This is a genomic window from Paraburkholderia heleia NBRC 101817, assembly GCF_000739775.1.
GTDB lineage: Bacteria > Pseudomonadota > Gammaproteobacteria > Burkholderiales > Burkholderiaceae > Paraburkholderia > Paraburkholderia heleia.
Genome location: NZ_BBJH01000013.1, coordinates 166,882 through 187,693 on the forward strand (window position 1 = coordinate 166,882; position 20,812 = coordinate 187,693).

Sequence of the window (20,812 nt, forward strand, 5' to 3'; positions counted from 1 at the left end):
CGATGGAGGAGCAGCGCGGCGCACCGCACCGCGTTCGATGTACAAGGCAGCGTGGCAGCGCATCGGTCACGGGAACGTGAGCGTCGCGCTGCGGCAAGTTGAACCTGGCGAGCACGCAGCCTGTCCCATGTGACGGTGTGCCCCGAACGAGCATGGAAGTTGTGCCTCGCGGGCTAATGCAGGCGGCGCAGCTCGCGCAAGAATTACTGTCATTTCCTGAGGAAACCATGAGTGCAATCGTAGATATCATCGGTCGCGAGATTCTGGATTCGCGCGGCAATCCCACCGTCGAATGCGACGTGCTGCTCGAGTCGGGCACGATGGGCCGCGCGGCCGTGCCGTCGGGCGCGTCCACGGGCTCGCGCGAAGCGATCGAACTGCGCGACGGCGAAGCCGGCCGCTACAACGGCAAGGGTGTGCTGAAGGCCGTCGAGCACATCAACACCGAAATCTCCGAGGCGATCATGGGCCTCGACGCGTCGGAACAAGCCTTCCTCGACAAGACCCTGCTCGAGCTCGACGGCACCGACAACAAGTCGCGCCTCGGCGCCAACGCCATGCTGGCCGTGTCGATGGCCGTCGCGAAGGCCGCCGCCGAAGAAGCCGGCCTGCCGCTGTACCGCTACTTCGGCGGCTCGGGCGCGATGCAGCTGCCGGTGCCGATGATGAACATCGTCAACGGCGGCGCGCACGCGAACAACAGCCTCGACATCCAGGAATTCATGATCGTGCCGGTGAGCCAGCCGACCTTCCGTGAAGCGCTGCGTTGCGGTGCGGAAGTGTTCCACGCGCTCAAGAAGATCCTCTCGGATCGCGGCATGAGCACGGCCGTGGGCGACGAAGGCGGTTTTGCACCGAACTTCGGCAGCAACGACGAGTGCCTCTCGACCATCCTGCAAGCCATCGAGAAGGCTGGCTACCGCGCCGGTGAAGACGTGCTGCTCGCGCTCGACTGCGCAGCGAGCGAGTTCTACCACGACGGCAAGTACCAGCTGGCCGGTGAAGGCCTGCAACTGTCGTCGACGGAATTCGCCGACTACCTGGCGAACCTCGCCGACAAGTTCCCGATCGTGTCGATCGAAGACGGCATGCACGAGAGCGACTGGGCAGGCTGGAAGGTTTTGACCGACAAGCTCGGCAAGAAGGTCCAGCTCGTGGGCGACGACCTGTTCGTCACCAACACGCGTATCCTGAAGGAAGGCATCGAGAAGGGCATCGCCAACTCGATCCTCATCAAGATCAACCAGATCGGTACGCTGACGGAAACCTTCGCGGCAATCGAAATGGCCAAGCGCGCGGGTTACACGGCCGTGATCTCGCACCGCTCGGGCGAAACCGAAGACTCGACGATCGCCGATATCGCCGTGGGCCTGAACGCCGGTCAGATCAAGACCGGTTCGCTCTCGCGCAGCGACCGCATCTCGAAGTACAACCAGCTGCTGCGCATCGAGGAAGATCTCGGTGATATCGCCAGCTACCCGGGCAAGTCGGCGTTCTATAACCTCCGCTAAGCGGACCCGGCTCCGGCAGCAGCCTTGCTGTCACCCTTCGTCATCTCTGTCCGCCGCCCTGCGTATAGCGCAGGGCGGCGTGTATTTATCCGGCACCTTTCATGCGGCTTGTCACTGTCGTTCTGATCATCCTGCTTGTGCTGATCCAGTATCCGCTCTGGTGGGGCCATGGTGGCTGGCTGCGTGTGCACGAACTGCAGCAGCAACTCGCGCAGCAGCAAAAGCAGAACGACGACGAGAAACTGCGCAACGAACGCATTGCGGGCGAAGTGCAGGATCTGCAGAACGGCACGGCGGCGGTCGAGGAGCGTGCCCGCTATGAGATGGGCATGGTGAAGGACAGCGAGGTGTTCGTGCAATTCGTCTCGCCGAACCAGACGCCGCCGGCTACGCCGAGCGGTTCGTCGAATACCTCGACGCGCGGCGAGATGTCGGCGGCGCCGGTGAGGGTGGTGCCGAATCCCGTTTCGCGAGTGCCGGAAAAGAAGCATGGGCACGGCAAGGAGGCGAAAAAGGCGGGTTAAGTGCGTTGCGTGCGCTGCGCAGGCGGGCAAGCACGGAAGCAAACAAAAGGCGCGGCATCGAGCCGCGCCTTTTTCGTTGTGCGCGTTCGCGTAGTGAAGCCGCGCGATTACCAGCCCCAACCTGGATAGCCGTAGCCAACCCCCGTACCCCAGCCGTTCCCCCACCCGCCGCTGTAATAGCTGCCGAAGACGGTGACCGGCGGCGCATAGGCGCGCGACCAGGCTTGTGCGGCAGCTTCCGCGGCCATGGCATTGTCCTGTTCGGCGAGCACCTGACGGTCGATCGCGTCGTAGCGCGCTTTTTCGTCGGGCGTGAGCACGGGCGCGGCGGCCGGGAGGCCCGACTGCGCCGCGGGCAGCCGGCTGTAGATCGGCGACGGACCCGGCGGGTCCATCATGCAGCCGCTCGTCGAAGCAACGGCCGTCCCAAGCGTCGCGAGCATGAGCAACGCGCTCACGCGCGGCGCGCGCTCGTGTAATGGACGTGCGAAGCGTTTTTTCTGGATCATGCTTCTCTCCATCTGTCGGACGCCTAAGCAATTTAGGCATCGAACGCAGGTCCGCGTTGCGTTTTCGGTGCCCGGGCCTGTCTACGTGGCACCGGGCGGGGCGGCGACGCAACCCGTGTTGCGCGCCGCATCGAGGTGATCGCCTCAGTGTGCCCTGGTGCGTCTCAGTTTGCCCTGGTTTGCCTCAGTGGCGATGCTGAGCGGCGGGGCTCACGCTTTCTGAGAGCCCCGTTACGGCAAAAAGTTGCGCGACGTCCACAGGGTCGAACTCATAGCGCTGATTGCAGTAGTCGCAGTGAATCTCGACATGACCGCGCTCCTCGATCACGCCGTCGACTTCCTCGCGGCCCAGCATCTTGAGCATCGCGCCCACCTTTTCGCGCGAGCACGAACACTGGAAGTGCGGCGCAAGCGGCTCGAAGTGACGCACGTTTTCCTGCCAGAAGAGGCGGCGGAACAAGGTCTCGCCGTCTTCCTTGAGCATTTCGTCGCGCGTGAGCGTGCCGCCGAGCGTGCAGACGCGCTCCCAGGTATCGAGATCGTGCTCGCCCTGGTGCGGGACGATCCCGCCGTCGCCCGGCAGCTTCTGGAGCAGCATGCCGACCGCGCGGTCGTCGTTTGCGGCGAGCCAAAGGCGCGAGTCGAGCTGTTCCGAGTGATGCATGTAATGCTCGAGCACGGCGGCGATCGACTTGAGCGGGCCGTCTTCGCCGTTCAGCGGCACGATGCCCTGATAGGGCTGCTGGCCCGGCAGCTTTTTCGCGGGGTCGAGCGTGATCACGCAGCGGCCCTGGCCGTCCGGATTCACGAGGTCGGCGAACGTGAGTTCCTCGCCGAGCGGCAGGGCGTTTTCGCCCGTGAAGTCTTCGCCGAGGCGGGCGGTCGCGCGCATCGTCAGATCCGAGCCGCACTGCACGACCAGCATCTTCACAGGGCCGTCGCCGAAGATCTGCATGATCAGCGTGCCGTCGAACTTGAGATTCGCCGAGAGCAGCGCGCACGCCGCCATCATCTCGCCGAGCACGGTGCGCACGGGCGCCGGATACTGGCGGCGCTTGAGCACTTCCTGCCATGTGTTGCCCAGCGAGACGATCTCGCCGCGCACCGGCGCTGCGCTGAACATGAATTTTTGCAACTGGTCGTTCACAATCTTTTCCTTCGTTTCAATCGGGGCGGCGCGGCCCGCGCCGCATACGGCGAGAGCGTGCGACTCGCACCTCGGCTCTCAACCGATACGCACGAGCTGCGCCTTGAAATATTCGCGGCGCTGCGCGTAGACATCCGCGTTGCGCCTGAGGCCGGCGATGTCGGCCTCGGTCAGCTCGCGTACGACTTTGGCCGGCGCGCCGAGAATCAGCGAGTTGTCGGGGAACACCTTGCCTTCCGTGACCACCGCACCCGCGCCAACCAGACAGTTGCGGCCGATTACCGCGCCATTCAAGACCACGGCCTGAATGCCGATCAGCGCGCCTTCCTTCACGGTGCAGCCGTGCAGCATGGCCTGATGGCCCACGGTCACGTTCGCTTCGAGCGTGAGCGGGTAGCCGGGGTCCGTGTGGAGCACCGCGCCTTCCTGAACGTTGCTGCGCGCGCCGACGGTGATCGGTTCGTTGTCGCCGCGCAGCGTCGCGCCGAACCAGACGCTCGAGTCTTCGGCCAGTTCGACCTTGCCGATGACCGTCGCGTTGTCCGCGACGAACACGCTTTCGTGAATGGTCGGTGCGGCTTCGCCAAGCTTGTAGATGGCCACGGTGTCGAGTCTCCTATGTCTTGCGGGGCTCCTGCCGGTGTGCGGGCGACGCGCAACGGCTGCGCACGCGAGGCAGGTGAATCGCGTATTGTAAACGGTTGCGTGCGCAGTCCGCTCCGGGTGCATTTCGGGCGCCTCCGTGCGACAGTTTTTGACTCCCGTTTTCGGTCCCTGTTTCTTTTGCCGATGAATTCCGTTTTCTCTGCCGCCAGCGCAAGCGCCGATGTGCCAGGACCAACCGATGCCGAACTCGCCTGCTGGCGCCTCGCCGCGCTCGCCGCGCTGCGCGAACGTGACCCGCTCGCCAAGGCCGGCGCGGTGTGCGAGCTGCACGCGAAGACTCAGGCTCGGGCCGCTGCGCCTTGCTGGGAACCGCAACGCATTATCCCGGCGCCGGCCGGTTTGCCTGGCCGGCCCGCCGAGCCGCCGCTCGTCGAGCCACGCGAACTGCAGCGCCGCAGCATGAGCACGCCTCAGGGCCGCGTCGTGCTGCTGCACGCGCTGGCTCACATCGAATTCAACGCGATCAATCTGGCGCTCGACGCAGTCTGGCGTTTCCCCGCCATGCCCGACGCCTTCTACGCCGACTGGCTCAAGGTCGCGGCGGAAGAGGCGTATCACTTCTCGCTGCTGCGCGCGCGGCTCGCCGACTATGGTCACGCATACGGCGATTTTCCCGCGCACAACGGCCTGTGGGAGATGTGCGAGCGCACGAGCGCCGACGTGCTCGCGCGCATGGCGCTCGTGCCGCGCGTGCTGGAGGCGCGCGGGCTCGACGCCTCGCCGCCCATACGCGCGCGCCTGAAGCAGGCCGGCGACGACGAATCGGCCGCGATTCTCGACATCATCCTGCGCGACGAAGTGGGACACGTGCGCATCGGCAACCACTGGTTCCGTCACCTGTGCGAGGCGCGCGATCTCGACCCGCACGCCGCGTGGCTCGCGCTCGCCGGGCAATACCACGCGCCGCGCCTGCGCGGTCCGTTCAACTTCGAGGCGCGCCGCTCGGCGGGCTTCGACGCAGCCGAACTGGAAGCGCTGGCGGCCCAGGACGCCGCGGAACAGGCTGCCACAAAGAAGGCGACGGAGCGTCACTCGACCGAATGACCAGCACAGACGCCTCGCGCCTATATAATCGAACGATCATTCTTTTTCGGCTGCGTAAATGAATCCATCCCGATCCGAATTCGTCGACGTCAATGGCATCCGGCTGCACGTGCGCCGCTGGGGCGCGCAAGGCGCGCCCGTGCTCTTCATGCTGCACGGCTGGATGGACGTGGCGGCGTCGTTCCAGTTTGTCGCCGATGCGCTGGATGCCGGCGGCGGTGACTGGCAGATTGTCGCGCCCGACCTGCGCGGCTTCGGCCTCTCCGACTGGCCCGTTGCACAGGGACAGGGCAGCAACTACTGGTTCCCCGACTACCTCGCCGATCTCGATGCCCTGCTTGCCCACTACGCGCCCGAGGGCCAGGTCGATCTCGTCGGGCACAGTCTCGGCGCGAACATCGTCTGCCTCTATGCGGGCGTGCGGCCTGAGCGCGTGCGGCGCGTGGTCGATCTGGAGGGATTCGGCCTGCCGGCGCCGTCGCCGGGACAGGCGCCGGGCCGCATGCGCGAGTGGCTCGACGACGTGCGCACGCCGCCGCAACTGCGCACCTACGCGTCGCTCGACGAGGTGGCCGCGCGGCTCGTGAAGACCAATCCGCGCCTGATCGCACCGCGCGCGCGCTTTCTCGCGGAACACTGGTCGAAGCCGGACGGCGAGGGCGGTCATGTGCTGCTGGGCGATCCGGCCCACAAAATGCGCGGTCCGCTGCTGTACCAGCTCGACGAGGTCATGGCGATCTGGTCGCGGGTAAGCGCGAGGGTGCTGCACGTCGAAGCGGCCGGCTCCGAAACGCTCGCACGGCTCGCCGGGGCGGTACCCATCGACGAATTCAAGAAGCGTTTCGAGGCGTTTCCCGACTGGCGCGAACGGATCGTCGACGGGGCAGGGCACATGGTGCACCACGACCAGCCGGAAGCGGTCGCACGCCTGATCGAGGCGTTCTGCACCTGAGCGCAGGGCGCATCGGCCGCGCATTCGGGCGGCGTTAGACGCCGGGCGCCGTCCGACGACTTCACTGCGTTGCAGTAAAATGGAGGTTCATCCATATCCCGCATCCAATGAACGCCGATCTCCACTGTCACTCCACTGTCTCCGACGGGCAACTTGCCCCGGCTGCCGTCGCGCGGCTGGCGAAAGCGGGCGGCGTGGACTTGTGGGCGCTCACCGATCATGACGTGCTCGGCGGCCAGCGCGAAGCGCGCGAGGCGGCCGAGGCGCTCGGCATGCGCTATTTGAGCGGCGTCGAGATTTCGGTCACCTGGGCGTCGCGCACGGTGCACATCGTCGGTTTGCATGTGGATCCGGAGTGCGCTGCGCTCGTCGACGGACTCGCGCGCACGCGTGACGGCCGCGCGGCGCGCGCCGAGGCCATCGGCGAGCGGCTCGGCGAACTCGGCATTCCCGATGCGTACGAAGGCGCACTCCGATACGTCTCGAATCCCGACCTGATCTCGCGTACTCACTTCGCGCGCTTTCTCGTGGAAAGCGGTCGTGCGCAGAACACCCAGGACGCGTTTTCGCGCTGGCTCGGCGAAGGCAAGCCCGGATACGTCGCGCACCGCTGGGCGAAGCTTGCCGACGCCGTCGCATGGATCAAGGCCGCGGGCGGCGAGGCGATCATCGCGCATCCGGGCCGCTATGCTTACAGCCAGCTCGAATTCGACACGCTCTTCGGCGAATTCATCGATCTGGGCGGCAAGGCCATCGAAGTCGTCACGGGCAGCCATACGCCCGACCAGTACGCCGAGTACGCGGCAGTTGCACGGCGCTTTGGCTTCGAGGCGTCGCGCGGCTCGGACTTCCATGCGCCCGGGCCAGACGCGATCGAGCCGGGTAAGCTGCCGTCTTTGCCTTCCGGTCTCAAGCCAGTCTGGGAGCGATGGCTGTAGGCGCGCACGGCGCTCGGTCCACTCATACCGCCTGTTTGCCGCCAGGCGTTTCGTGCCAGTCAATCCAGCTTTGTCGTCGCTTTGTGGTACTCCATGCGGTCGCCTGCCGTGTTCGCGCACCGTCCCGCTGTTTCCGTCGCCCGTTGTTTTCATCGCCATTCGTCAGCTGATTACTGCCATGTCCCAGTTCTTTCGGCTTCACCCGGAAAACCCGCAGCCGCGTCTCGTCAAGCAGGCGGCGGAAATCATCCGCGACGGCGGTGTGATCGCGTTGCCGACCGATTCGAGCTACGCGCTCGCCGCCCGCATCGACGACAAGCACGCCGCCGAGCGCTTGCGCCGCATCCGCGGGCTCGACGAAAAGGCGCTGCTCTCGCTGATGGTGCGGGATCTGTCCGAACTCGCGAACTTCGCCATGGTGGACAACCGCCAATACCGGCTCATCAAGTCTGTGACGCCGGGGCCATATGTGTTCGTGCTGGTGGCGACGAAGGAAGTGCCTCGCCGCCTCTCGCATCCGTCGCGCAAGACGATCGGCCTGCGCGTGCCGGGGCATCCCGTTCCGCTGGCGATCCTCGAAGAACTGGGCGAGCCGCTGCTTGCCTCCACACTGATCCTGCCGCCCGACACGGAGCCGCTCAACGACCCCGAGCAGATTCGCGAGCGTCTCGAGAAACAGCTCGATCTCGTGATCGACGGCGGGGCGTGCCCGTGCGAGCCGTCCACCGTGATCGATCTGACGGGCGAGGAACCGGTGCTCGTTCGGCCGGGGCGGGGTTCGTTGGCGCCGTTCGGCATCGAAGAAGAAGAGGCGTGAACAGACATGCGCGGCGTGAACGCGGCATGACCGTGGCCTGAGCGCATTGGCGCATTGATACAATAGCCCGCCATGGAAGCCAATCTGATTCAGACGATCGTCGTCTACGCCTTGCCGGTCATCTTCGCGATCACGCTGCACGAGGCCGCGCACGGCTACGTCGCGCGCATGCTCGGCGACAACACCGCGTATGTGCTCGGCCGCGTCTCGTTCAACCCGATGCGCCACATCGACCCGATCGGCACGATCGCCATGCCGCTCGTGCTGTATTTCCTGACGAACGGCGCATTCGTGTTCGGCTACGCGAAGCCCGTGCCGATTGCCTTCAGCAATCTGCGCAATCCGCGCTGGGGCACGCTGTGGGTCGCGGCGGCCGGGCCGCTGTGCAACTTCGTGCAGGCCATCGTCTGGGGCGTGTTCGGCGTGGCGCTCGCGGTGCTCGGCGTGAACGAGCCGTTCTTTACCCGCATGGCCGCTGCCGGCGTGGGCGTGAATCTCGTGCTGGGCGTGCTGAACCTCTTTCCGCTGCCGCCGCTCGACGGCGGCCGCGTGCTCGGGGCGCTCCTGCCCACGCGCGCGAGCATTGCGCTCGCCCGCATCGAGCCCTATGGTTTCATCATCGTGATGGGGTTGCTCGTGAGTGGCATCTTCACGCGATTCTGGCTGCGCCCGCTCGTCAGTCTAGGTTACGACGCGGTCACGGCCATCCTTACCCCTCTTGTGTCGCTCTTTTCATAACATCATGTTCCCAGACCGTATCTTCTCCGGCATGCGGCCCACCGGGTCGCTGCACCTCGGCCACTACCACGGCGTGCTGAAAAACTGGGTGCGCCTGCAGTCCGAGTATCCGTGCTTCTTTTGCGTGGTCGACTGGCATGCCCTCACCACGCACTACGAAACGCCGGATGTCATCGAGAAGAACGTCTGGGACGTGCTGATCGACTGGCTCGCGTCGGGCATCGACCCGAACCAGGCCACGCTGTTCATCCAGAGCCGTGTGCCCGAGCACGCCGAACTCGCGCTGCTGCTCGGCATGAGCACGCCGCTGTCGTGGCTCGAACGCGTGCCGACCTACAAGGAACAGATCGAAAAGCTGCGCGACAAGGATCTCGGTACGTATGGCTTCCTCGGCTACCCGGTACTGATGGCAGCCGACATCCTGCTGTACCGCGCGTCGCTCGTGCCGGTGGGCGAGGATCAGGTGCCGCACGTCGAGATGGCGCGCGAAATGGCGCGCCGCTTCAACTACATGTACGGCCGCGAGCCGGGCTTCGAAGAGAAGGCCAACGATGCGGCGAAGAAGCTGGGCGGCAAGCGCTCGAAGCTCTACCACGAGCTGCGCAACGCCTATCAGCAGGAAGGCAATGAGGAAGCGCTCGAACAGGCCCGCGCGATGCTCTCGGAGTCGCAAAGCCTCTCGATGAGCGATCGCGAGCGTCTCTTCGGCTACCTCGAGGGTTCGCGCAAGATCATCCTGCCGGAACCGCAGGTGCTGCTCACGGAGGCCTCGCGCATGCCGGGCCTCGACGGCCAGAAGATGTCGAAGTCGTACGGCAACACCATTGGCCTGCGCGAGGACGCCGAGTCGATCACGAAGAAGGTCCGCACCATGCCGACCGACCCCGCGCGCGTGCGCCGCACCGATCCGGGCGATCCGGACAAGTGCCCGGTGTGGCAACTCCACCAGGTCTACACGGATGAGCAGACGCACGACTGGGTGCAGAAGGGCTGCCGTTCGGCTGGCATCGGTTGTCTGGAGTGCAAGCAGCCGGTGATCGAGGGCATCCTGCGCGAGCAGCAGCCTATGCTCGAACGCGCGCAGAAGTACATGGACGATCCGTCGCTGCTGCGTGCAATTGTCGCGGATGGCTGCGACAAGGCGCGCAAGTTCGCCAACGAGACGATGCGCGACGTGCGTGAGGCCATGGGCCTCTCGTACAGCTGATCCGGCCGATGACGTCGACGCCTGCGGCCGGCTCGCCTGCCCACGGGCTCTGCGGGCCGTCGCGCTGGGTGCGCCGCTGGGCGCACCTCATCGCGCCCGGCGGCACGGTGCTCGACGTGGCCTCCGGCGCGGGCCGGCACGCGCGTTGGCTGGCTGGCCAAGGCCACCCGGTGACGGCGCTCGATCGCGACGCCGCCGCGCTCGCCACGTTGCATGACGTAGCGGGCGTCGCGACGCTGGAGTGCGATCTCGAAGGCGCGCCCTGGCCGCTCGCGCCGGACGCGCGCTTTGCAGCCGTGGTCGTCACGAACTACCTGCATCGCCCGCTCATGCCCCGACTCATCGAGGCGCTGGCGCCGGGCGGCGTCCTGATCTACGAAACCTTCGCTCAGGGTAACGAAACAGTGGGAAAGCCATCGAACCCCGCTTTCCTGCTCGCTCCCGGCGAACTGCTGGCCGTCTGTACGCCCGCGCTGCGGGTAATCGCCTATCAGGACGGATTTCTTTCGCAGCCGCGTGAGGCGTATATTCAGCGCATCTGCGCAGTATGGGAAAAAACGACCTCAGTGTCCCCCGAAAGAGCCGGTAATGTACCTGAGAACCAGGTCCTTCCCGTAACGCGTTACGATCTGACCGGCTAATCCGCTACAATCGCGGTTTAACCGACTCATTTTTCTGGCGTTTCATGGCTAACGGCACTCAGGACGGCATTACGCTGCAGGGCAGCATTCCCGCGATCGTCACCCCCATGCACGAAGACGGCAGTCTCGACCTGCCGGCCTTTCGCAAGCTGATCGACTGGCACGTGGAAGAGGGGACGGATGCCCTCGTCGTCGTCGGTACGAGCGGGGAGTCCGCCACGCTGAACGTCGAAGAGCACATCCTGATGATCAGGACGGCGGTCGAGCACGCCGCTGGCCGGATGCCGATCATCGCCGGCGCAGGCGGCAATTCCACGGCCGAGGCCATCGAACTCACGAAGCATGCGAAGGAAGTGGGCGCGCAGGCGTCGCTCCAGGTCGTGCCCTATTACAACAAGCCGACTCAGGAAGGCATGTACCGCCACTTCGCGAAGATCGCCGAAGACGTGGACCTGCCGGTTATCCTCTACAACGTGCCGGGCCGCACGGTCGCGGACATGGCGAACGAGACCATCCTGCGTCTGGCCGAAGTGCCGGGCATCATCGCCGTGAAAGAAGCGACGGGTAACATCGACCGCGCCGCGTATCTCATCAAGCACGCGCCGAACGGCTTCAGGATTTTCAGCGGCGACGATCCCACGGCGATCGCGCTGATGCTGCTCGGCGGCCACGGCAATATTTCGGTGACCGCGAACGTTGCGCCACGCCAGATGAGCGACCTGTGCAGGGCCGCGCTCGCCGGCGACGCGAAAACGGCACGTGCCATCCATATGAAGCTGTTGTCGCTTCACAAGAACCTGTTCATCGAGTCGAATCCGATTCCGGTGAAGTGGGCGCTGCAGGAACTCGGCCGCATCGAAGGCGGCATCCGACTGCCGCTCACGCCGCTCGATGCGCGCTACCACGACGTGGTGCGCGCCGCGCTGCGCGAAGCCGGTCTGGCTGGCTGATCCGGTCAGCCAGTCGCCGATTTATCAACCGACGCCGCCAAGGCCCAGCCGCCCAACCGCTGAAAGACCTCGGACCGACCCCGGCCCCACCGTCTCGCAGAGCAAGGCTTAGCGTTCCCGTATCACGAAGGCCCACATGAAACGTTCCGCTTTTTCCCTCCACGCAACCCGCATGGCGGTGCTGGCGCTTGCACTCGGCTCGCTCGCAGGCTGCGAGTCGCTGAACGACATGTTCGCGTCCGATCGCGTCAACTACAAGGACACGCCGACCGCGCCGCCGCTGAATGTGCCGCAGGATCTGTCGTCGGCGCCGAACGATCAGAAGTACGTCGCGCCGCCGCCCACGGTCACGCTTGGCGGCGCCGCGCAGCGCACGCTCACGCCGGCCGGCAACGTCACGCTTGGCGTGCCGGATGCGCAGGATCCGTTCGGCATGCACGTGGAACGCGACGGCGACCGCCGCTGGCTCGTGGTGGACGGCCGCTCGCCTGACGACGTCTGGCCGCAGCTGCAGGAATTCTGGACGGAGAACGGCTTCACGCTGACGACCGATTCTCCGTCCACGGGCATCATGACGACCGACTGGGCCGAGAACCGCGCCAACATTCCGGACGACTGGTTCCGCCGCACGATCGGCCGCGTGATCGATTTCGCGTACTCGTCGGGCACGCGCGACCGCTTCCGCGTGCTGGTTTCGCGTGGTCCGGACGGTCAAACCGACATTTCCGTCACGCATAACGCGATGGAAGAAGTGCTGACGGGGCAGGACAAGACCGGGTCGAAGTGGGTCGAGCGTCCGCGCGACCCGGCGCTCGAAGCCGCGTTCCTCGCGAAAATCATGCAGAAGTTCGGCCTGACCGACGCGCAATCCAAGCAGCTGCTGACCGACGCGCGCCCGTCGACGGCTGGCGTCAAGGTCGCGGCCGGTCCTGACGGCACGACGCTCGACCTGCCCGAAGCGTTCGACACCGCGTGGCTGCGTGTGGGTCTCGCGCTCGACCGCACGAACTTCACGGTCGACAACCGCGACCGCGAGAAGGGCCTCTACTACGTGCGCTACGCCGATTCGATGCAGGAGCTCAAGGGCGATGGACTGCTCGGCAAGCTTTTCTACAACCCGAAGAAGGCCGCGAAGGATCAGGGTCCGGAATACGTCGTGGCGGTTCGCTCGACGGGCAATTCGACCCAGGTTGCCGTGGTCGACCAGAGCGGCCGCATCGATACCTCGTCCGACGCCCAGCGCATCGTCTCCGCGCTCCACGCGCAGCTGAACTGACGTGCGCTGATATGCGTTTTGCGAGCCTCGGCAGCGGCAGCGAGGGCAACGCACTGGTCGTAGAAGCAGGCAGCGGCACGACGCCCACGCGCGTGCTGCTAGACTGCGGATTCTCAGCGAAGGAAGTCGAGCGGCGCCTCGCCCGCGCGGGCCTGGCCGCGGACTCGCTCAGCGCGATTCTCATCACCCACGAACACAGCGATCACATCGGCAGTGCGCTCACGCTGGCGCGCCGTTGGTCGATTCCGCTTTACATGAGCTGGGGCACGGCGCAGGCCGTGGGTGCCGACGACGCCGCAGGCGTCGAGCTCAACGTGTTGTGGGGCGACGAGACGGTCGAAGTCGGCGAACTCGGCGTCTTGCCCTACACGGTGCCGCACGACGCGCGCGAGCCGCTGCAATTCGTGTTCAGCGACGGCGCGAGCCGGCTTGGGGTGCTGACCGACGTTGGCGAGTCGACCTCGCATATCGGCAATGTGCTGAGCGGGTGTGACGCACTGGTCCTCGAATGCAATCACGACCTCGAGATGCTCGCGGCGAGCCGTTATCCGGCTTCGCTCAAGGCGCGTATCGGCGGATCGCACGGTCATCTGAACAACGAGGCGGCCGGCGGCATCCTCGCGGGACTCGATCGCGCGAAGCTGCGGCATTTGATCGCTGCGCACCTGAGCCAGCAGAACAACACACCGGAGCTTGCGCGTGCGGCAATGGCCGCGGTTCTGGGAAACGCCGCGACGCAAATCGGGGTCGCTTCGCAAGCCGAGGGCTTCGACTGGATCGCGCTCTGAATCATCCCGCGCCCGCGCGACAGCCAAAGCCAGTAGACGAAAAAAAGCCCATGACGGAAGTCACGGGCTTTTTGCTTCGCTGAGGCCAGGTCTTTCGATCCAACCCATTGGCGCGTGGTTACGCTTTAGTTGCGGTTGCCGCCGAAGATGCCGAGGATGGCGAGCAGGTTCGTGAACACGTTATACAGGTCCAGATAGATCGCGAGCGTGGCCGAGATGTAGTTCGTCTCGCCGCCGTTCACGACGCGCTGCACGTCGAACAGCATGTAGGCCGAGAAGATCGCGATGGCGAGCACCGAAACCGTGAGCATCAGCGCGGGCAACTGCAGGAACATGTTCGCGACGCCGGCCAGCAGGATCACGATCACGCCCATGAAGAGCCACTTGCCGAGGCCCGAGAAGTCGCGCTTGCTGACCGTGGCGATGGTGGCCATGGCGGTGAAGATGATGCCGGTGCCGCCGAACGCGAGCATGATGAGCTGCGGGCCGTTCGAAAAGCCGAGGACGAACGACAGCAGGCGCGAAAGCATCAGGCCCATGAAGAACGTGAAACCGAGCAGCACGAACACGCCCACCGAGCTGTTCTTGGTGCGCTCGATGGCGAACATGAAGCCGAAGGCGATCGCGAAGAACGCGAGCAGGCTCATGGCAGGGCTGGTTGCGGCAAACAGCGAGAAGCCGGTCGCGACGCCCACCCACGCGCCGAGCACCGTCGGCACCATCGACAGCGCGAGCAGCCAGTAGGTGTTGCGCAGTACTCGGTTGCGGGTCTCCGCCGAGGTGACGGAGCCGCCGCGGCCGAAGTTATAGGGATACTCGTTCATGCTTTCTCCTTGCGTGAGACGCCTGGGTGAGGGCGCGCAGGTGCGCGGTCCGCTCCCCCATAAGATAAGTGTGCCGACCCAGAGTTTCAACGGGTTGCCACACAGTTTCCGTTATGTTCGCACAGCGTATGCCGCCAATCTTAAGCCTCTCTGAATGGTACGGCAGCGCGGTGCGTGTGTCCGGCTTGCGCTCGTTTGCCCCGGTTTGCCGGGCTATGAGGGTTCAATCGCAATCATACATGGGAACATGCTACAATTGCGGATTCATTTGAATCTGTAACCTCTTAATTTTTTGGAGCTTTTATGGCGATCGAACGCACCCTGTCGATTATCAAGCCGGACGCAGTGGCAAAGAATGTGATCGGCCAGATCTACAGCCGCTTCGAAAACGCTGGTCTGAAGATCATTGCCGCCCGTATGGTCCACCTGTCGCGCGCCGACGCAGAGAAGTTCTATGCTGTTCACGCAGCGCGCCCGTTCTTCAAGGACCTCGTGGACTTCATGGTCTCGGGCCCGGTGATGATTCAAGTGCTGGAAGGCGAGAACGCCATCCTGAAGAACCGCGATCTGATGGGTGCAACGGACCCGAAGAAGGCCGACAAGGGCACGATCCGCGCCGACTTCGCCGACAGCATCGACGCGAATGCCGTGCACGGCTCGGACGCCGCTGAAACGGCTGCCGTGGAAATCGCGTTCTTCTTCCCGCAAGTCAACGTCTACTCGCGCTAAGCAAGGCGCGGGCAGACTGCAGTAGTAGCATAGGGCCGCGAACGGCGATGACGCTCACCGTCCAGTTCCCGGTGCCGCGCAAGTGCGCAGGCAGCCGGGCAACGCGGGCGGTGGGCGCGCTCTCGCACTGAAATGGCAGGATTCGACATGACGAGCAGTTCCACCGTCAACCTTCTCGATCTCGACGCCCAAGGGCTCGTCGCCTATTGCGAGAGCCTGGGCGAGAAGCCGTTTCGCGCCAAACAGCTTCAGCGCTGGATCCATCAGTACAACGCCGCCGACTTCGACGGCATGACGGATCTCGCCAAATCGCTGCGCGAGAAGCTCAAAGGGCGCGCCACCATCGGCATGCCCGGCATCATCAGCGACAACGTCTCTTCCGACGGCACGCGCAAGTGGCTCGTGGACGTCGGCAACGGCAACGCAGTCGAAACCGTGTTCATCCCCGAAGACAACCGCGGCACGCTGTGCGTGTCCTCGCAGGCGGGATGCGCGGTCAATTGCCGGTTTTGCTCCACCGGCAAGCAAGGTTTTTCACGCAATCTCACCACCGCCGAGATCATCGGCCAGGTGCGCATGGCGGAATTCGCCCTGCGCGCCTCGCGCCTGGGCGACGCGATTGAAAATCGCGGTGGCCGTGCAACCGGCGGTGACGGCAAGGGCGAGCGCGTCATCACGAACGTCGTGATGATGGGGATGGGCGAGCCGCTTCTGAACTACGACGCGGTTGTGCCCGCCATGCGCCTGATGCTCGACGACAACGCCTACGGCCTGTCGCGCCGGCGCGTCACGCTGTCCACGTCGGGCGTCGTGCCGATGATGGATCGCCTCGGGGCCGAACTGCCCGTGGCGCTCGCCGTCTCCCTGCATGCGCCGAACGACGCGCTGCGCGACGAACTCGTGCCGCTCAACCGCAAGTACCCGCTGCGCGAGTTGATGGCGGCGTGCCAGCGCTACCTGGAAGTTGCGCCGCGCGACTTCATCACGTTCGAGTACTGCATGCTCGACGGCGTCAACGACACCGAAAAGCACGCGCGGGAATTGCTCGCCGTGACGCGCGACGTCCCGTGCAAGTTCAATCTGATCCCGTTCAATCCGTTCCCCGAGTCGGGCTTGCTGCGCTCGAAATCGGACCAGATCAAGCGTTTCGCGCAGATTCTGATGGATGCGGGCGTCGTCACGACCGTGCGCAAGACGCGCGGCGACGACATCGACGCGGCATGCGGGCAGCTCGCCGGCGAAGTGAAGGACCGTACGCGCCTCGCTGAGCGCATGGGCCGGGCCGCGGGCAAGGTCATCGAAGTACGGCCGGTTCAGCACTGAGCCGGCTTCAGGAGGGCCCACGGCGGCGTGCGGGGAAACGCGCCACCCTGGGCGGCAGTAAAGGAAACGTTGCAGAAGCGATCGGCAGCGGTCAAAGGTCTCACAATGTGGCCGCGCATTTTGTTATAAACGGTCTGCGAATCGGGTTGAGGCGGGGCGGGACAGGCCTGACCGGTTCCAGTATTGAAAAGAATCGACGCAAGGACTTTGGGATGAGCGAGCCGCAGCACCCTTTCGGGACAGACGGAACTGACAGCAACGCAGGTCGCTCGGTGCCGGGCGCCACACCTTCGCCGGTGCAGGCAGTGCCCGACACGCTGGCCGCGGCCGGCGCGCGTCTTGCGCAACTGCGCGAGGCCAGGGGCTGGGCGATCGAGGACGTCTCGGCGCGCCTGAAGGTGTCGGTGTCGAAGCTGCGCGAGCTCGAAGCGGGCGATATCAGCCATCTGCCGGACACGACGTTCGCGCTCGGCGTGGTGCGCGCCTACGCGAAGTTGCTGGGTACGGATTCCGCGCCGTTCACGCAGGCGCTGCGCCGCGAGCGCGGCATTGCACAGCCGGATCTGTCGATGCCGGCTTCGGCGGGCTCCGATCTGCCGCGCGGCCGCGTATCGCTGTCGCTCGGTGGCAGCGGCGCGCGGGCGCCGCGCCGCCGCGCGTCGTGGTTGTGGGGCGTGGCGATCATCGTGATCGCGGTGCTCGCGATTTCCATGTGGCACACGAACAGCGGCGAGTCGTCGGCCTGGTTTGCGCGTCTGAAGGCGATGGCCAACGGTGCGAGCGTGCAGACGGGCGCGTCGTCGCCGACGGTGACGCAGGGCGTTGCGACCGGCAGCGCCGACGCATCGGCTGTGCAGGGCGCCGATCAGTCCGCTGCGCCGCAGGCCGGTGACGCCAACGAGGCGGGCGACAACGCCAACGCGGCGCCCGATCAAGGCGCTGCGGCGAGCGCACCGCAAGCTGCGCAACCGGCGCCTCAAGTGCCTCAGGCGACGCAGCCGGCGCCCCAGGCCGCGAAGCCCGCCGCTGCTAGCGCGGCGCCAGCAGCGGCCGTTGCCAATGCGGCAAGCGCTGCGCGCGCCCAGGCGGCGAGCGCGCCGGCCACAGCGGCAGCGCAGGCTGCAGCTGCGGACAACGGCGCTGACACCTCGACGTTCGCGATCCGCGTGACGCAGGACACCTGGGTCAGCGTGCGCCAGAAGGACGGCAAGGAAGTGTTCTCGGGGCTGATCCACGGCAGCGACGCGCGTGAGATCTCCGGCACCGAGCCGCTCAAGGTCACCGTGGGCAACAAGGCCGGCATCGAGTCGATGACCATCGACGGCCAGCCGGTCGACGCGTCGAAGTACGCGTCGGCGCGTGGCAATGTCGCGCGCTTCGTGCTGCCCTGATCAAGACATGGCATGCGTCGCGGCCGGGCAAGTCTGATTGCCGGCCGCGACGCTTTTTCAATTCACGCAGTGCCCCCGCCGACCAGTCGGCGATAGTGTGCGTGAGGCGTAAATGGGTTTTTCGATGCAAAGCGAAACGCAATCCTCGACCAGCAACAGTCAGATCTGCTCGAACGAGCCGGTTCTCGGCGGCCACGCGCCGCGCCGCAAGTCGCACGCCGTGCATGTGCGCTGGGGTGGCCAGCTGGTGACGATCGGCGGCGACGCGCCGGTGCGCGTGCAGTCGATGACCAACACCGACACCGCGGATCCCATCGGCACCGCGATCCAGATCAAGGAACTCGCGCAGGCAGGTTCGGAACTCGTGCGCATCACGGTCAACACGCCGGAAGCCGCGGCGGCCGTGCCGCATATCCGCGAGCAGCTCGACCGCATGGGCGTGACGGTGCCGCTCGTCGGCGACTTCCACTACAACGGCCATCTGCTGCTGCGCGACTATCCCGCCTGCGCCGAGTCGCTGTCGAAGTACCGCATCAACCCGGGCAACGTGGGCCAGGGCGCGAAGCGCGACACGCAGTACGCGCAGATGATCGAAGCGGCCATCAAGTACGACAAGCCGGTGCGTATCGGCGTGAACTGGGGCAGCCTCGACCAGGACCTGCTCGCGCGCATGATGGACGAGAACGGCGCGCGCAAGGAACCGTGGGAAGCACAAAGCGTGATGTACGAAGCGCTCATTCAGTCGGCCATCGGCTCGGCGGAACGCGCAGTCGAACTCGGCCTCGGCCGCGACAAGATCATCCTGTCGTGCAAGGTGAGCGGCGTGCAGGATCTCATCGCCGTCTACCAGGAACTCGCGAAGCGCTGCGATTTCGCGCTGCACCTGGGTCTCACGGAAGCGGGCATGGGCTCGAAGGGCATCGTCGCTTCGACGGCGGCGCTTTCCGTGCTGCTCCAGCAGGGCATCGGCGACACGATCCGCATCTCGCTCACGCCGGAACCGGGCGGCGCGCGCACGGGTGAAGTCGTGGTCGGCCAGGAAATCCTGCAGACCATGGGCCTGCGCTCGTTCACGCCGATGGTCATCGCTTGTCCCGGTTGCGGACGCACGACCAGCACGCTGTTCCAGGAACTGGCTTCGCAGATTCAGGGCTATCTGCGTGCGCAAATGCCGCTGTGGCGCGACGAGTATCCTGGCGTCGAGACGATGAACGTCGCCGTGATGGGCTGCATCGTGAACGGCCCGGGCGAGTCGAAGCACGCGAACATCGGTATCAGCCTGCCGGGCTCGGGCGAGAACCCCGCGGCGCCGGTCTTCATCGACGGCGAGAAGGTGAAGACGCTGCGCGGCGAGCGCATCGCCGAAGAATTCCAGCAGATCGTGAGCGACTACGTCGCGCGCAAGTACGGCAAGGCCGAAGCGACGAACTGAGCAAGCCGGTCAATCCGCCTGTCGCTCGATACGCATAACCGCATAAAGCCAATTCGCAACACAATGACTGAACAAAAACGCAAGCCCGAAAAGCTCTCGGGCGTGAAGGGCATGAACGACATCCTGCCGCAGGAGGCAGGGCTGTGGGAATTCTTCGAAACCACGGTGAAGTCGATGCTTCGTTCGTACGGCTATCAAAATATCCGCACGCCGATCGTCGAGCATACGCAACTGTTCACGCGCGGCATCGGCGAAGTGACCGACATCGTCGAGAAGGAGATGTACAGCTTCACCGATGCGCTCAACGGCGAGAACCTCACGCTGCGCCCGGAAGGCACGGCGGCAGCCGTGCGCGCGTCGATCGAGCACAACATGCTCTACGACGGTCCGAAGCGCCTTTGGTACATCGGCCCGATGTTCCGCCACGAGCGTCCGCAGCGCGGCCGCTATCGCCAGTTCCATCAGGTGGGCGTCGAGGCGCTCGGTTTCGCGGGCCCCGATGCCGACGCTGAAATCATCCTGATGTGCCAACGCCTCTGGGACGATCTCGGCCTCACCGGCATCAAGCTCGAGATCAACTCGCTCGGCGTGGCCGAAGAGCGCGCGGCGCATCGCGTCGAGCTCATCAAGTATCTCGAGCAGCACGTCGATCTGCTCGACGAAGACGGCAAGCGCCGCCTCTATACGAACCCGCTGCGCGTGCTCGACACGAAGAACCCCGCGCTGCAGGAGATCGCGGACAAGGCGCCGAAGTTGATCGACTTCCTCGGCGAGGGCTCGCGCGCGCACTTCGAAGGGCTGCAGCGCATTCTCAAGTCGAACAACATTCCGTTCAGGATCAACCCGCGTCTCGTGCGCGGTCTCGATTACTACAATCTGACCGTGTTCGAATGGGTGACCGACAAGCTCGGCGCGCAGGGCACCGTCGCGGCGGGCGGCCGTTACGATCCGCTGATCGAGCAGCTGGGCGGCAAGCCGACGGCAGCGTGCGGCTGGGCCATGGGCATCGAGCGCATTCTCGAACTGCTGAAGGAAGAAGACCTCGTGCCGGAAGAAGAGGGTTGCGATGTCTACGTTGTCCACCAGGGCGAAGCCGCGCGCGAGAAGGCATTCATCGTGGCGGAGCGTCTGCGCGACACGGGCCTCGACGTGATTTTGCATTGCAGTGCCGATGGTCAGAGCGCGAGCTTCAAGTCGCAGATGAAACGCGCGGACGCGAGCGGTGCGGCTTTTGCCGTGGTGCTCGGCGAGGACGAAGTGGCGAGAGGCGAGGCCGGTGTGAAGGCGCTGCGCGGCACGGCCGCAGAGGCCCGCAGCGAGCAACAAACGGTAGCGCTTGAGGACTTGACCGAATATCTGATCAATGCGATGGTTGCATCCGCCGAAGACGGCGACGACTAATGGG

At 65.3% G+C, this 20,812-nt stretch carries 21 protein-coding genes; 17 read left to right on the forward strand and 4 right to left on the reverse strand.

Going from position 1 to position 20,812, the window contains the following annotated elements; genetic code table 11:
- The first annotated feature begins 227 nt into the window (after window positions 1-227).
- Both eno and ftsB read left to right on the forward strand, forming a co-directional pair.
- A complete protein-coding gene (eno, locus tag BHE01S_RS13890; RefSeq protein ID WP_042264978.1) occupies window positions 228-1,511 on the forward strand; it encodes a phosphopyruvate hydratase in 1,284 nt (427 codons plus the stop codon).
- A gap of 101 nt (window positions 1,512-1,612) precedes the next feature.
- Complete coding sequence (ftsB, locus tag BHE01S_RS13895; RefSeq protein ID WP_042264905.1) at window positions 1,613-2,035, forward strand: cell division protein FtsB; 423 nt, start codon at window positions 1,613-1,615, stop codon at window positions 2,033-2,035.
- Window positions 2,036-2,142: 107 nt separating this feature from the next.
- On the opposite strand, the gene BHE01S_RS13900 is transcribed toward ftsB, so the two are convergent.
- The 3 genes from BHE01S_RS13900 to BHE01S_RS13910 all read right to left on the reverse strand — a co-directional run bounded on the left by BHE01S_RS13900 (window position 2,143) and on the right by BHE01S_RS13910 (window position 4,294).
- Window positions 2,143-2,478 carry a hypothetical protein gene (locus BHE01S_RS13900; protein ID WP_042264980.1) on the reverse strand — a complete coding sequence of 112 codons (336 nt, stop codon included), beginning with the start codon at window positions 2,476-2,478 and terminating at the stop codon, window positions 2,143-2,145.
- 250 nt (window positions 2,479-2,728) lie between these two features.
- On the reverse strand, window positions 2,729-3,691 hold the full coding sequence (gene hslO, locus BHE01S_RS13905; RefSeq protein WP_042264906.1) for an Hsp33 family molecular chaperone HslO: 963 nt from the start codon (window positions 3,689-3,691) through the stop codon (window positions 2,729-2,731).
- Between the two features lie 78 nt (window positions 3,692-3,769).
- Entirely contained in the window at window positions 3,770-4,294 is a 525-nt protein-coding gene (locus tag BHE01S_RS13910; protein WP_042264908.1) for a gamma carbonic anhydrase family protein, read from the reverse strand.
- 186 nt (window positions 4,295-4,480) lie between these two features.
- On the opposite strand from BHE01S_RS13910, the gene BHE01S_RS13915 reads away from it, so the two are divergent.
- The 10 genes from BHE01S_RS13915 to BHE01S_RS13960 all read left to right on the forward strand — a co-directional run bounded on the left by BHE01S_RS13915 (window position 4,481) and on the right by BHE01S_RS13960 (window position 13,708).
- Window positions 4,481-5,401 carry a ferritin-like domain-containing protein gene (locus BHE01S_RS13915; RefSeq protein ID WP_084068839.1) on the forward strand — a complete coding sequence of 307 codons (921 nt, stop codon included), beginning with the start codon at window positions 4,481-4,483 and terminating at the stop codon, window positions 5,399-5,401.
- A gap of 58 nt (window positions 5,402-5,459) precedes the next feature.
- On the forward strand, window positions 5,460-6,353 hold the full coding sequence (locus tag BHE01S_RS13920) for an alpha/beta fold hydrolase (protein ID WP_042264909.1): 894 nt from the start codon (window positions 5,460-5,462) through the stop codon (window positions 6,351-6,353).
- A gap of 107 nt (window positions 6,354-6,460) precedes the next feature.
- Window positions 6,461-7,291, forward strand: coding sequence for a 3',5'-nucleoside bisphosphate phosphatase (locus BHE01S_RS13925; protein WP_042264911.1), 831 nt, complete (start codon window positions 6,461-6,463; stop codon window positions 7,289-7,291).
- 178 nt (window positions 7,292-7,469) lie between these two features.
- Window positions 7,470-8,108: an L-threonylcarbamoyladenylate synthase gene (locus BHE01S_RS13930; RefSeq protein ID WP_042264914.1), complete on the forward strand. Its 639-nt coding sequence runs from the start codon at window positions 7,470-7,472 to the stop codon at window positions 8,106-8,108.
- 72 nt (window positions 8,109-8,180) lie between these two features.
- Window positions 8,181-8,846: a site-2 protease family protein gene (locus BHE01S_RS13935; protein WP_042264916.1), complete on the forward strand. Its 666-nt coding sequence runs from the start codon at window positions 8,181-8,183 to the stop codon at window positions 8,844-8,846.
- Between the two features lie 4 nt (window positions 8,847-8,850).
- The gene (locus tag BHE01S_RS13940) at window positions 8,851-10,053 is read left to right on the forward strand and encodes a tryptophan--tRNA ligase (protein ID WP_042264918.1); all 1,203 of its coding nucleotides are present in this window, start codon (window positions 8,851-8,853) and stop codon (window positions 10,051-10,053) included.
- Between the two features lie 8 nt (window positions 10,054-10,061).
- Window positions 10,062-10,694, forward strand: a complete 633-nt coding sequence (locus BHE01S_RS13945; RefSeq protein ID WP_042264920.1) for a class I SAM-dependent methyltransferase — start codon at window positions 10,062-10,064, stop codon at window positions 10,692-10,694.
- A 44-nt stretch (window positions 10,695-10,738) separates the two neighbouring features.
- Window positions 10,739-11,644, forward strand: coding sequence for a 4-hydroxy-tetrahydrodipicolinate synthase (gene dapA, locus BHE01S_RS13950; protein ID WP_042264922.1), 906 nt, complete (start codon window positions 10,739-10,741; stop codon window positions 11,642-11,644).
- Between the two features lie 136 nt (window positions 11,645-11,780).
- Window positions 11,781-12,920 carry an outer membrane protein assembly factor BamC gene (gene bamC, locus BHE01S_RS13955; RefSeq protein WP_042264924.1) on the forward strand — a complete coding sequence of 380 codons (1,140 nt, stop codon included), beginning with the start codon at window positions 11,781-11,783 and terminating at the stop codon, window positions 12,918-12,920.
- Window positions 12,921-12,931: 11 nt separating this feature from the next.
- The gene (locus BHE01S_RS13960) at window positions 12,932-13,708 is read left to right on the forward strand and encodes an MBL fold metallo-hydrolase (RefSeq protein WP_042264926.1); all 777 of its coding nucleotides are present in this window, start codon (window positions 12,932-12,934) and stop codon (window positions 13,706-13,708) included.
- A gap of 125 nt (window positions 13,709-13,833) precedes the next feature.
- On the opposite strand, the gene BHE01S_RS13965 is transcribed toward BHE01S_RS13960, so the two are convergent.
- Complete coding sequence (locus BHE01S_RS13965; protein ID WP_042264929.1) at window positions 13,834-14,532, reverse strand: Bax inhibitor-1/YccA family protein; 699 nt, start codon at window positions 14,530-14,532, stop codon at window positions 13,834-13,836.
- Window positions 14,533-14,835: 303 nt separating this feature from the next.
- Here BHE01S_RS13965 and ndk point away from each other — a divergent pair, with 303 nt between their 5' ends.
- From ndk to hisS, 5 genes are all read left to right on the forward strand, one after another.
- Window positions 14,836-15,261, forward strand: coding sequence for a nucleoside-diphosphate kinase (gene ndk / locus BHE01S_RS13970; RefSeq protein ID WP_042264931.1), 426 nt, complete (start codon window positions 14,836-14,838; stop codon window positions 15,259-15,261).
- A 147-nt stretch (window positions 15,262-15,408) separates the two neighbouring features.
- Window positions 15,409-16,584, forward strand: a complete 1,176-nt coding sequence (gene rlmN, locus BHE01S_RS13975; RefSeq protein WP_042264933.1) for a 23S rRNA (adenine(2503)-C(2))-methyltransferase RlmN — start codon at window positions 15,409-15,411, stop codon at window positions 16,582-16,584.
- A 212-nt stretch (window positions 16,585-16,796) separates the two neighbouring features.
- Entirely contained in the window at window positions 16,797-17,975 is a 1,179-nt protein-coding gene (locus tag BHE01S_RS13980) for a helix-turn-helix domain-containing protein (RefSeq protein ID WP_042264936.1), read from the forward strand.
- Between the two features lie 124 nt (window positions 17,976-18,099).
- Entirely contained in the window at window positions 18,100-19,407 is a 1,308-nt protein-coding gene (gene ispG / locus BHE01S_RS13985) for a flavodoxin-dependent (E)-4-hydroxy-3-methylbut-2-enyl-diphosphate synthase (RefSeq protein ID WP_042264984.1), read from the forward strand.
- A gap of 63 nt (window positions 19,408-19,470) precedes the next feature.
- Window positions 19,471-20,808: a histidine--tRNA ligase gene (gene hisS / locus BHE01S_RS13990; RefSeq protein ID WP_042264938.1), complete on the forward strand. Its 1,338-nt coding sequence runs from the start codon at window positions 19,471-19,473 to the stop codon at window positions 20,806-20,808.
- The last annotated feature ends 4 nt before the right edge of the window (window positions 20,809-20,812 follow it).

What these genes read in the sequence shown, in the direction of transcription:
- eno (WP_042264978.1), top strand. Translation starts at nt 228, where the DNA reads ATGAGTGCAATCGTAGATATCATCGGTCGCGAGATTCTGGATTCGCGC.
- ftsB (WP_042264905.1), top strand. Translation starts at nt 1,613, where the DNA reads ATGCGGCTTGTCACTGTCGTTCTGATCATCCTGCTTGTGCTGATCCAG.
- BHE01S_RS13900 (WP_042264980.1), bottom strand. Translation starts at nt 2,478, where the DNA reads ATGCTCGCGACGCTTGGGACGGCCGTTGCTTCGACGAGCGGCTGCATG.
- BHE01S_RS13915 (WP_084068839.1), top strand. Translation starts at nt 4,481, where the DNA reads ATGAATTCCGTTTTCTCTGCCGCCAGCGCAAGCGCCGATGTGCCAGGA.
- BHE01S_RS13920 (WP_042264909.1), top strand. Translation starts at nt 5,460, where the DNA reads ATGAATCCATCCCGATCCGAATTCGTCGACGTCAATGGCATCCGGCTG.
- BHE01S_RS13925 (WP_042264911.1), top strand. Translation starts at nt 6,461, where the DNA reads ATGAACGCCGATCTCCACTGTCACTCCACTGTCTCCGACGGGCAACTT.
- BHE01S_RS13930 (WP_042264914.1), top strand. Translation starts at nt 7,470, where the DNA reads ATGTCCCAGTTCTTTCGGCTTCACCCGGAAAACCCGCAGCCGCGTCTC.
- BHE01S_RS13935 (WP_042264916.1), top strand. Translation starts at nt 8,181, where the DNA reads ATGGAAGCCAATCTGATTCAGACGATCGTCGTCTACGCCTTGCCGGTC.
- BHE01S_RS13940 (WP_042264918.1), top strand. Translation starts at nt 8,851, where the DNA reads ATGTTCCCAGACCGTATCTTCTCCGGCATGCGGCCCACCGGGTCGCTG.
- BHE01S_RS13945 (WP_042264920.1), top strand. Translation starts at nt 10,062, where the DNA reads ATGACGTCGACGCCTGCGGCCGGCTCGCCTGCCCACGGGCTCTGCGGG.
- dapA (WP_042264922.1), top strand. Translation starts at nt 10,739, where the DNA reads ATGGCTAACGGCACTCAGGACGGCATTACGCTGCAGGGCAGCATTCCC.
- bamC (WP_042264924.1), top strand. Translation starts at nt 11,781, where the DNA reads ATGAAACGTTCCGCTTTTTCCCTCCACGCAACCCGCATGGCGGTGCTG.
- BHE01S_RS13960 (WP_042264926.1), top strand. Translation starts at nt 12,932, where the DNA reads ATGCGTTTTGCGAGCCTCGGCAGCGGCAGCGAGGGCAACGCACTGGTC.
- BHE01S_RS13965 (WP_042264929.1), bottom strand. Translation starts at nt 14,532, where the DNA reads ATGAACGAGTATCCCTATAACTTCGGCCGCGGCGGCTCCGTCACCTCG.
- ndk (WP_042264931.1), top strand. Translation starts at nt 14,836, where the DNA reads ATGGCGATCGAACGCACCCTGTCGATTATCAAGCCGGACGCAGTGGCA.
- rlmN (WP_042264933.1), top strand. Translation starts at nt 15,409, where the DNA reads ATGACGAGCAGTTCCACCGTCAACCTTCTCGATCTCGACGCCCAAGGG.
- BHE01S_RS13980 (WP_042264936.1), top strand. Translation starts at nt 16,797, where the DNA reads ATGAGCGAGCCGCAGCACCCTTTCGGGACAGACGGAACTGACAGCAAC.
- ispG (WP_042264984.1), top strand. Translation starts at nt 18,100, where the DNA reads ATGCAAAGCGAAACGCAATCCTCGACCAGCAACAGTCAGATCTGCTCG.
- hisS (WP_042264938.1), top strand. Translation starts at nt 19,471, where the DNA reads ATGACTGAACAAAAACGCAAGCCCGAAAAGCTCTCGGGCGTGAAGGGC.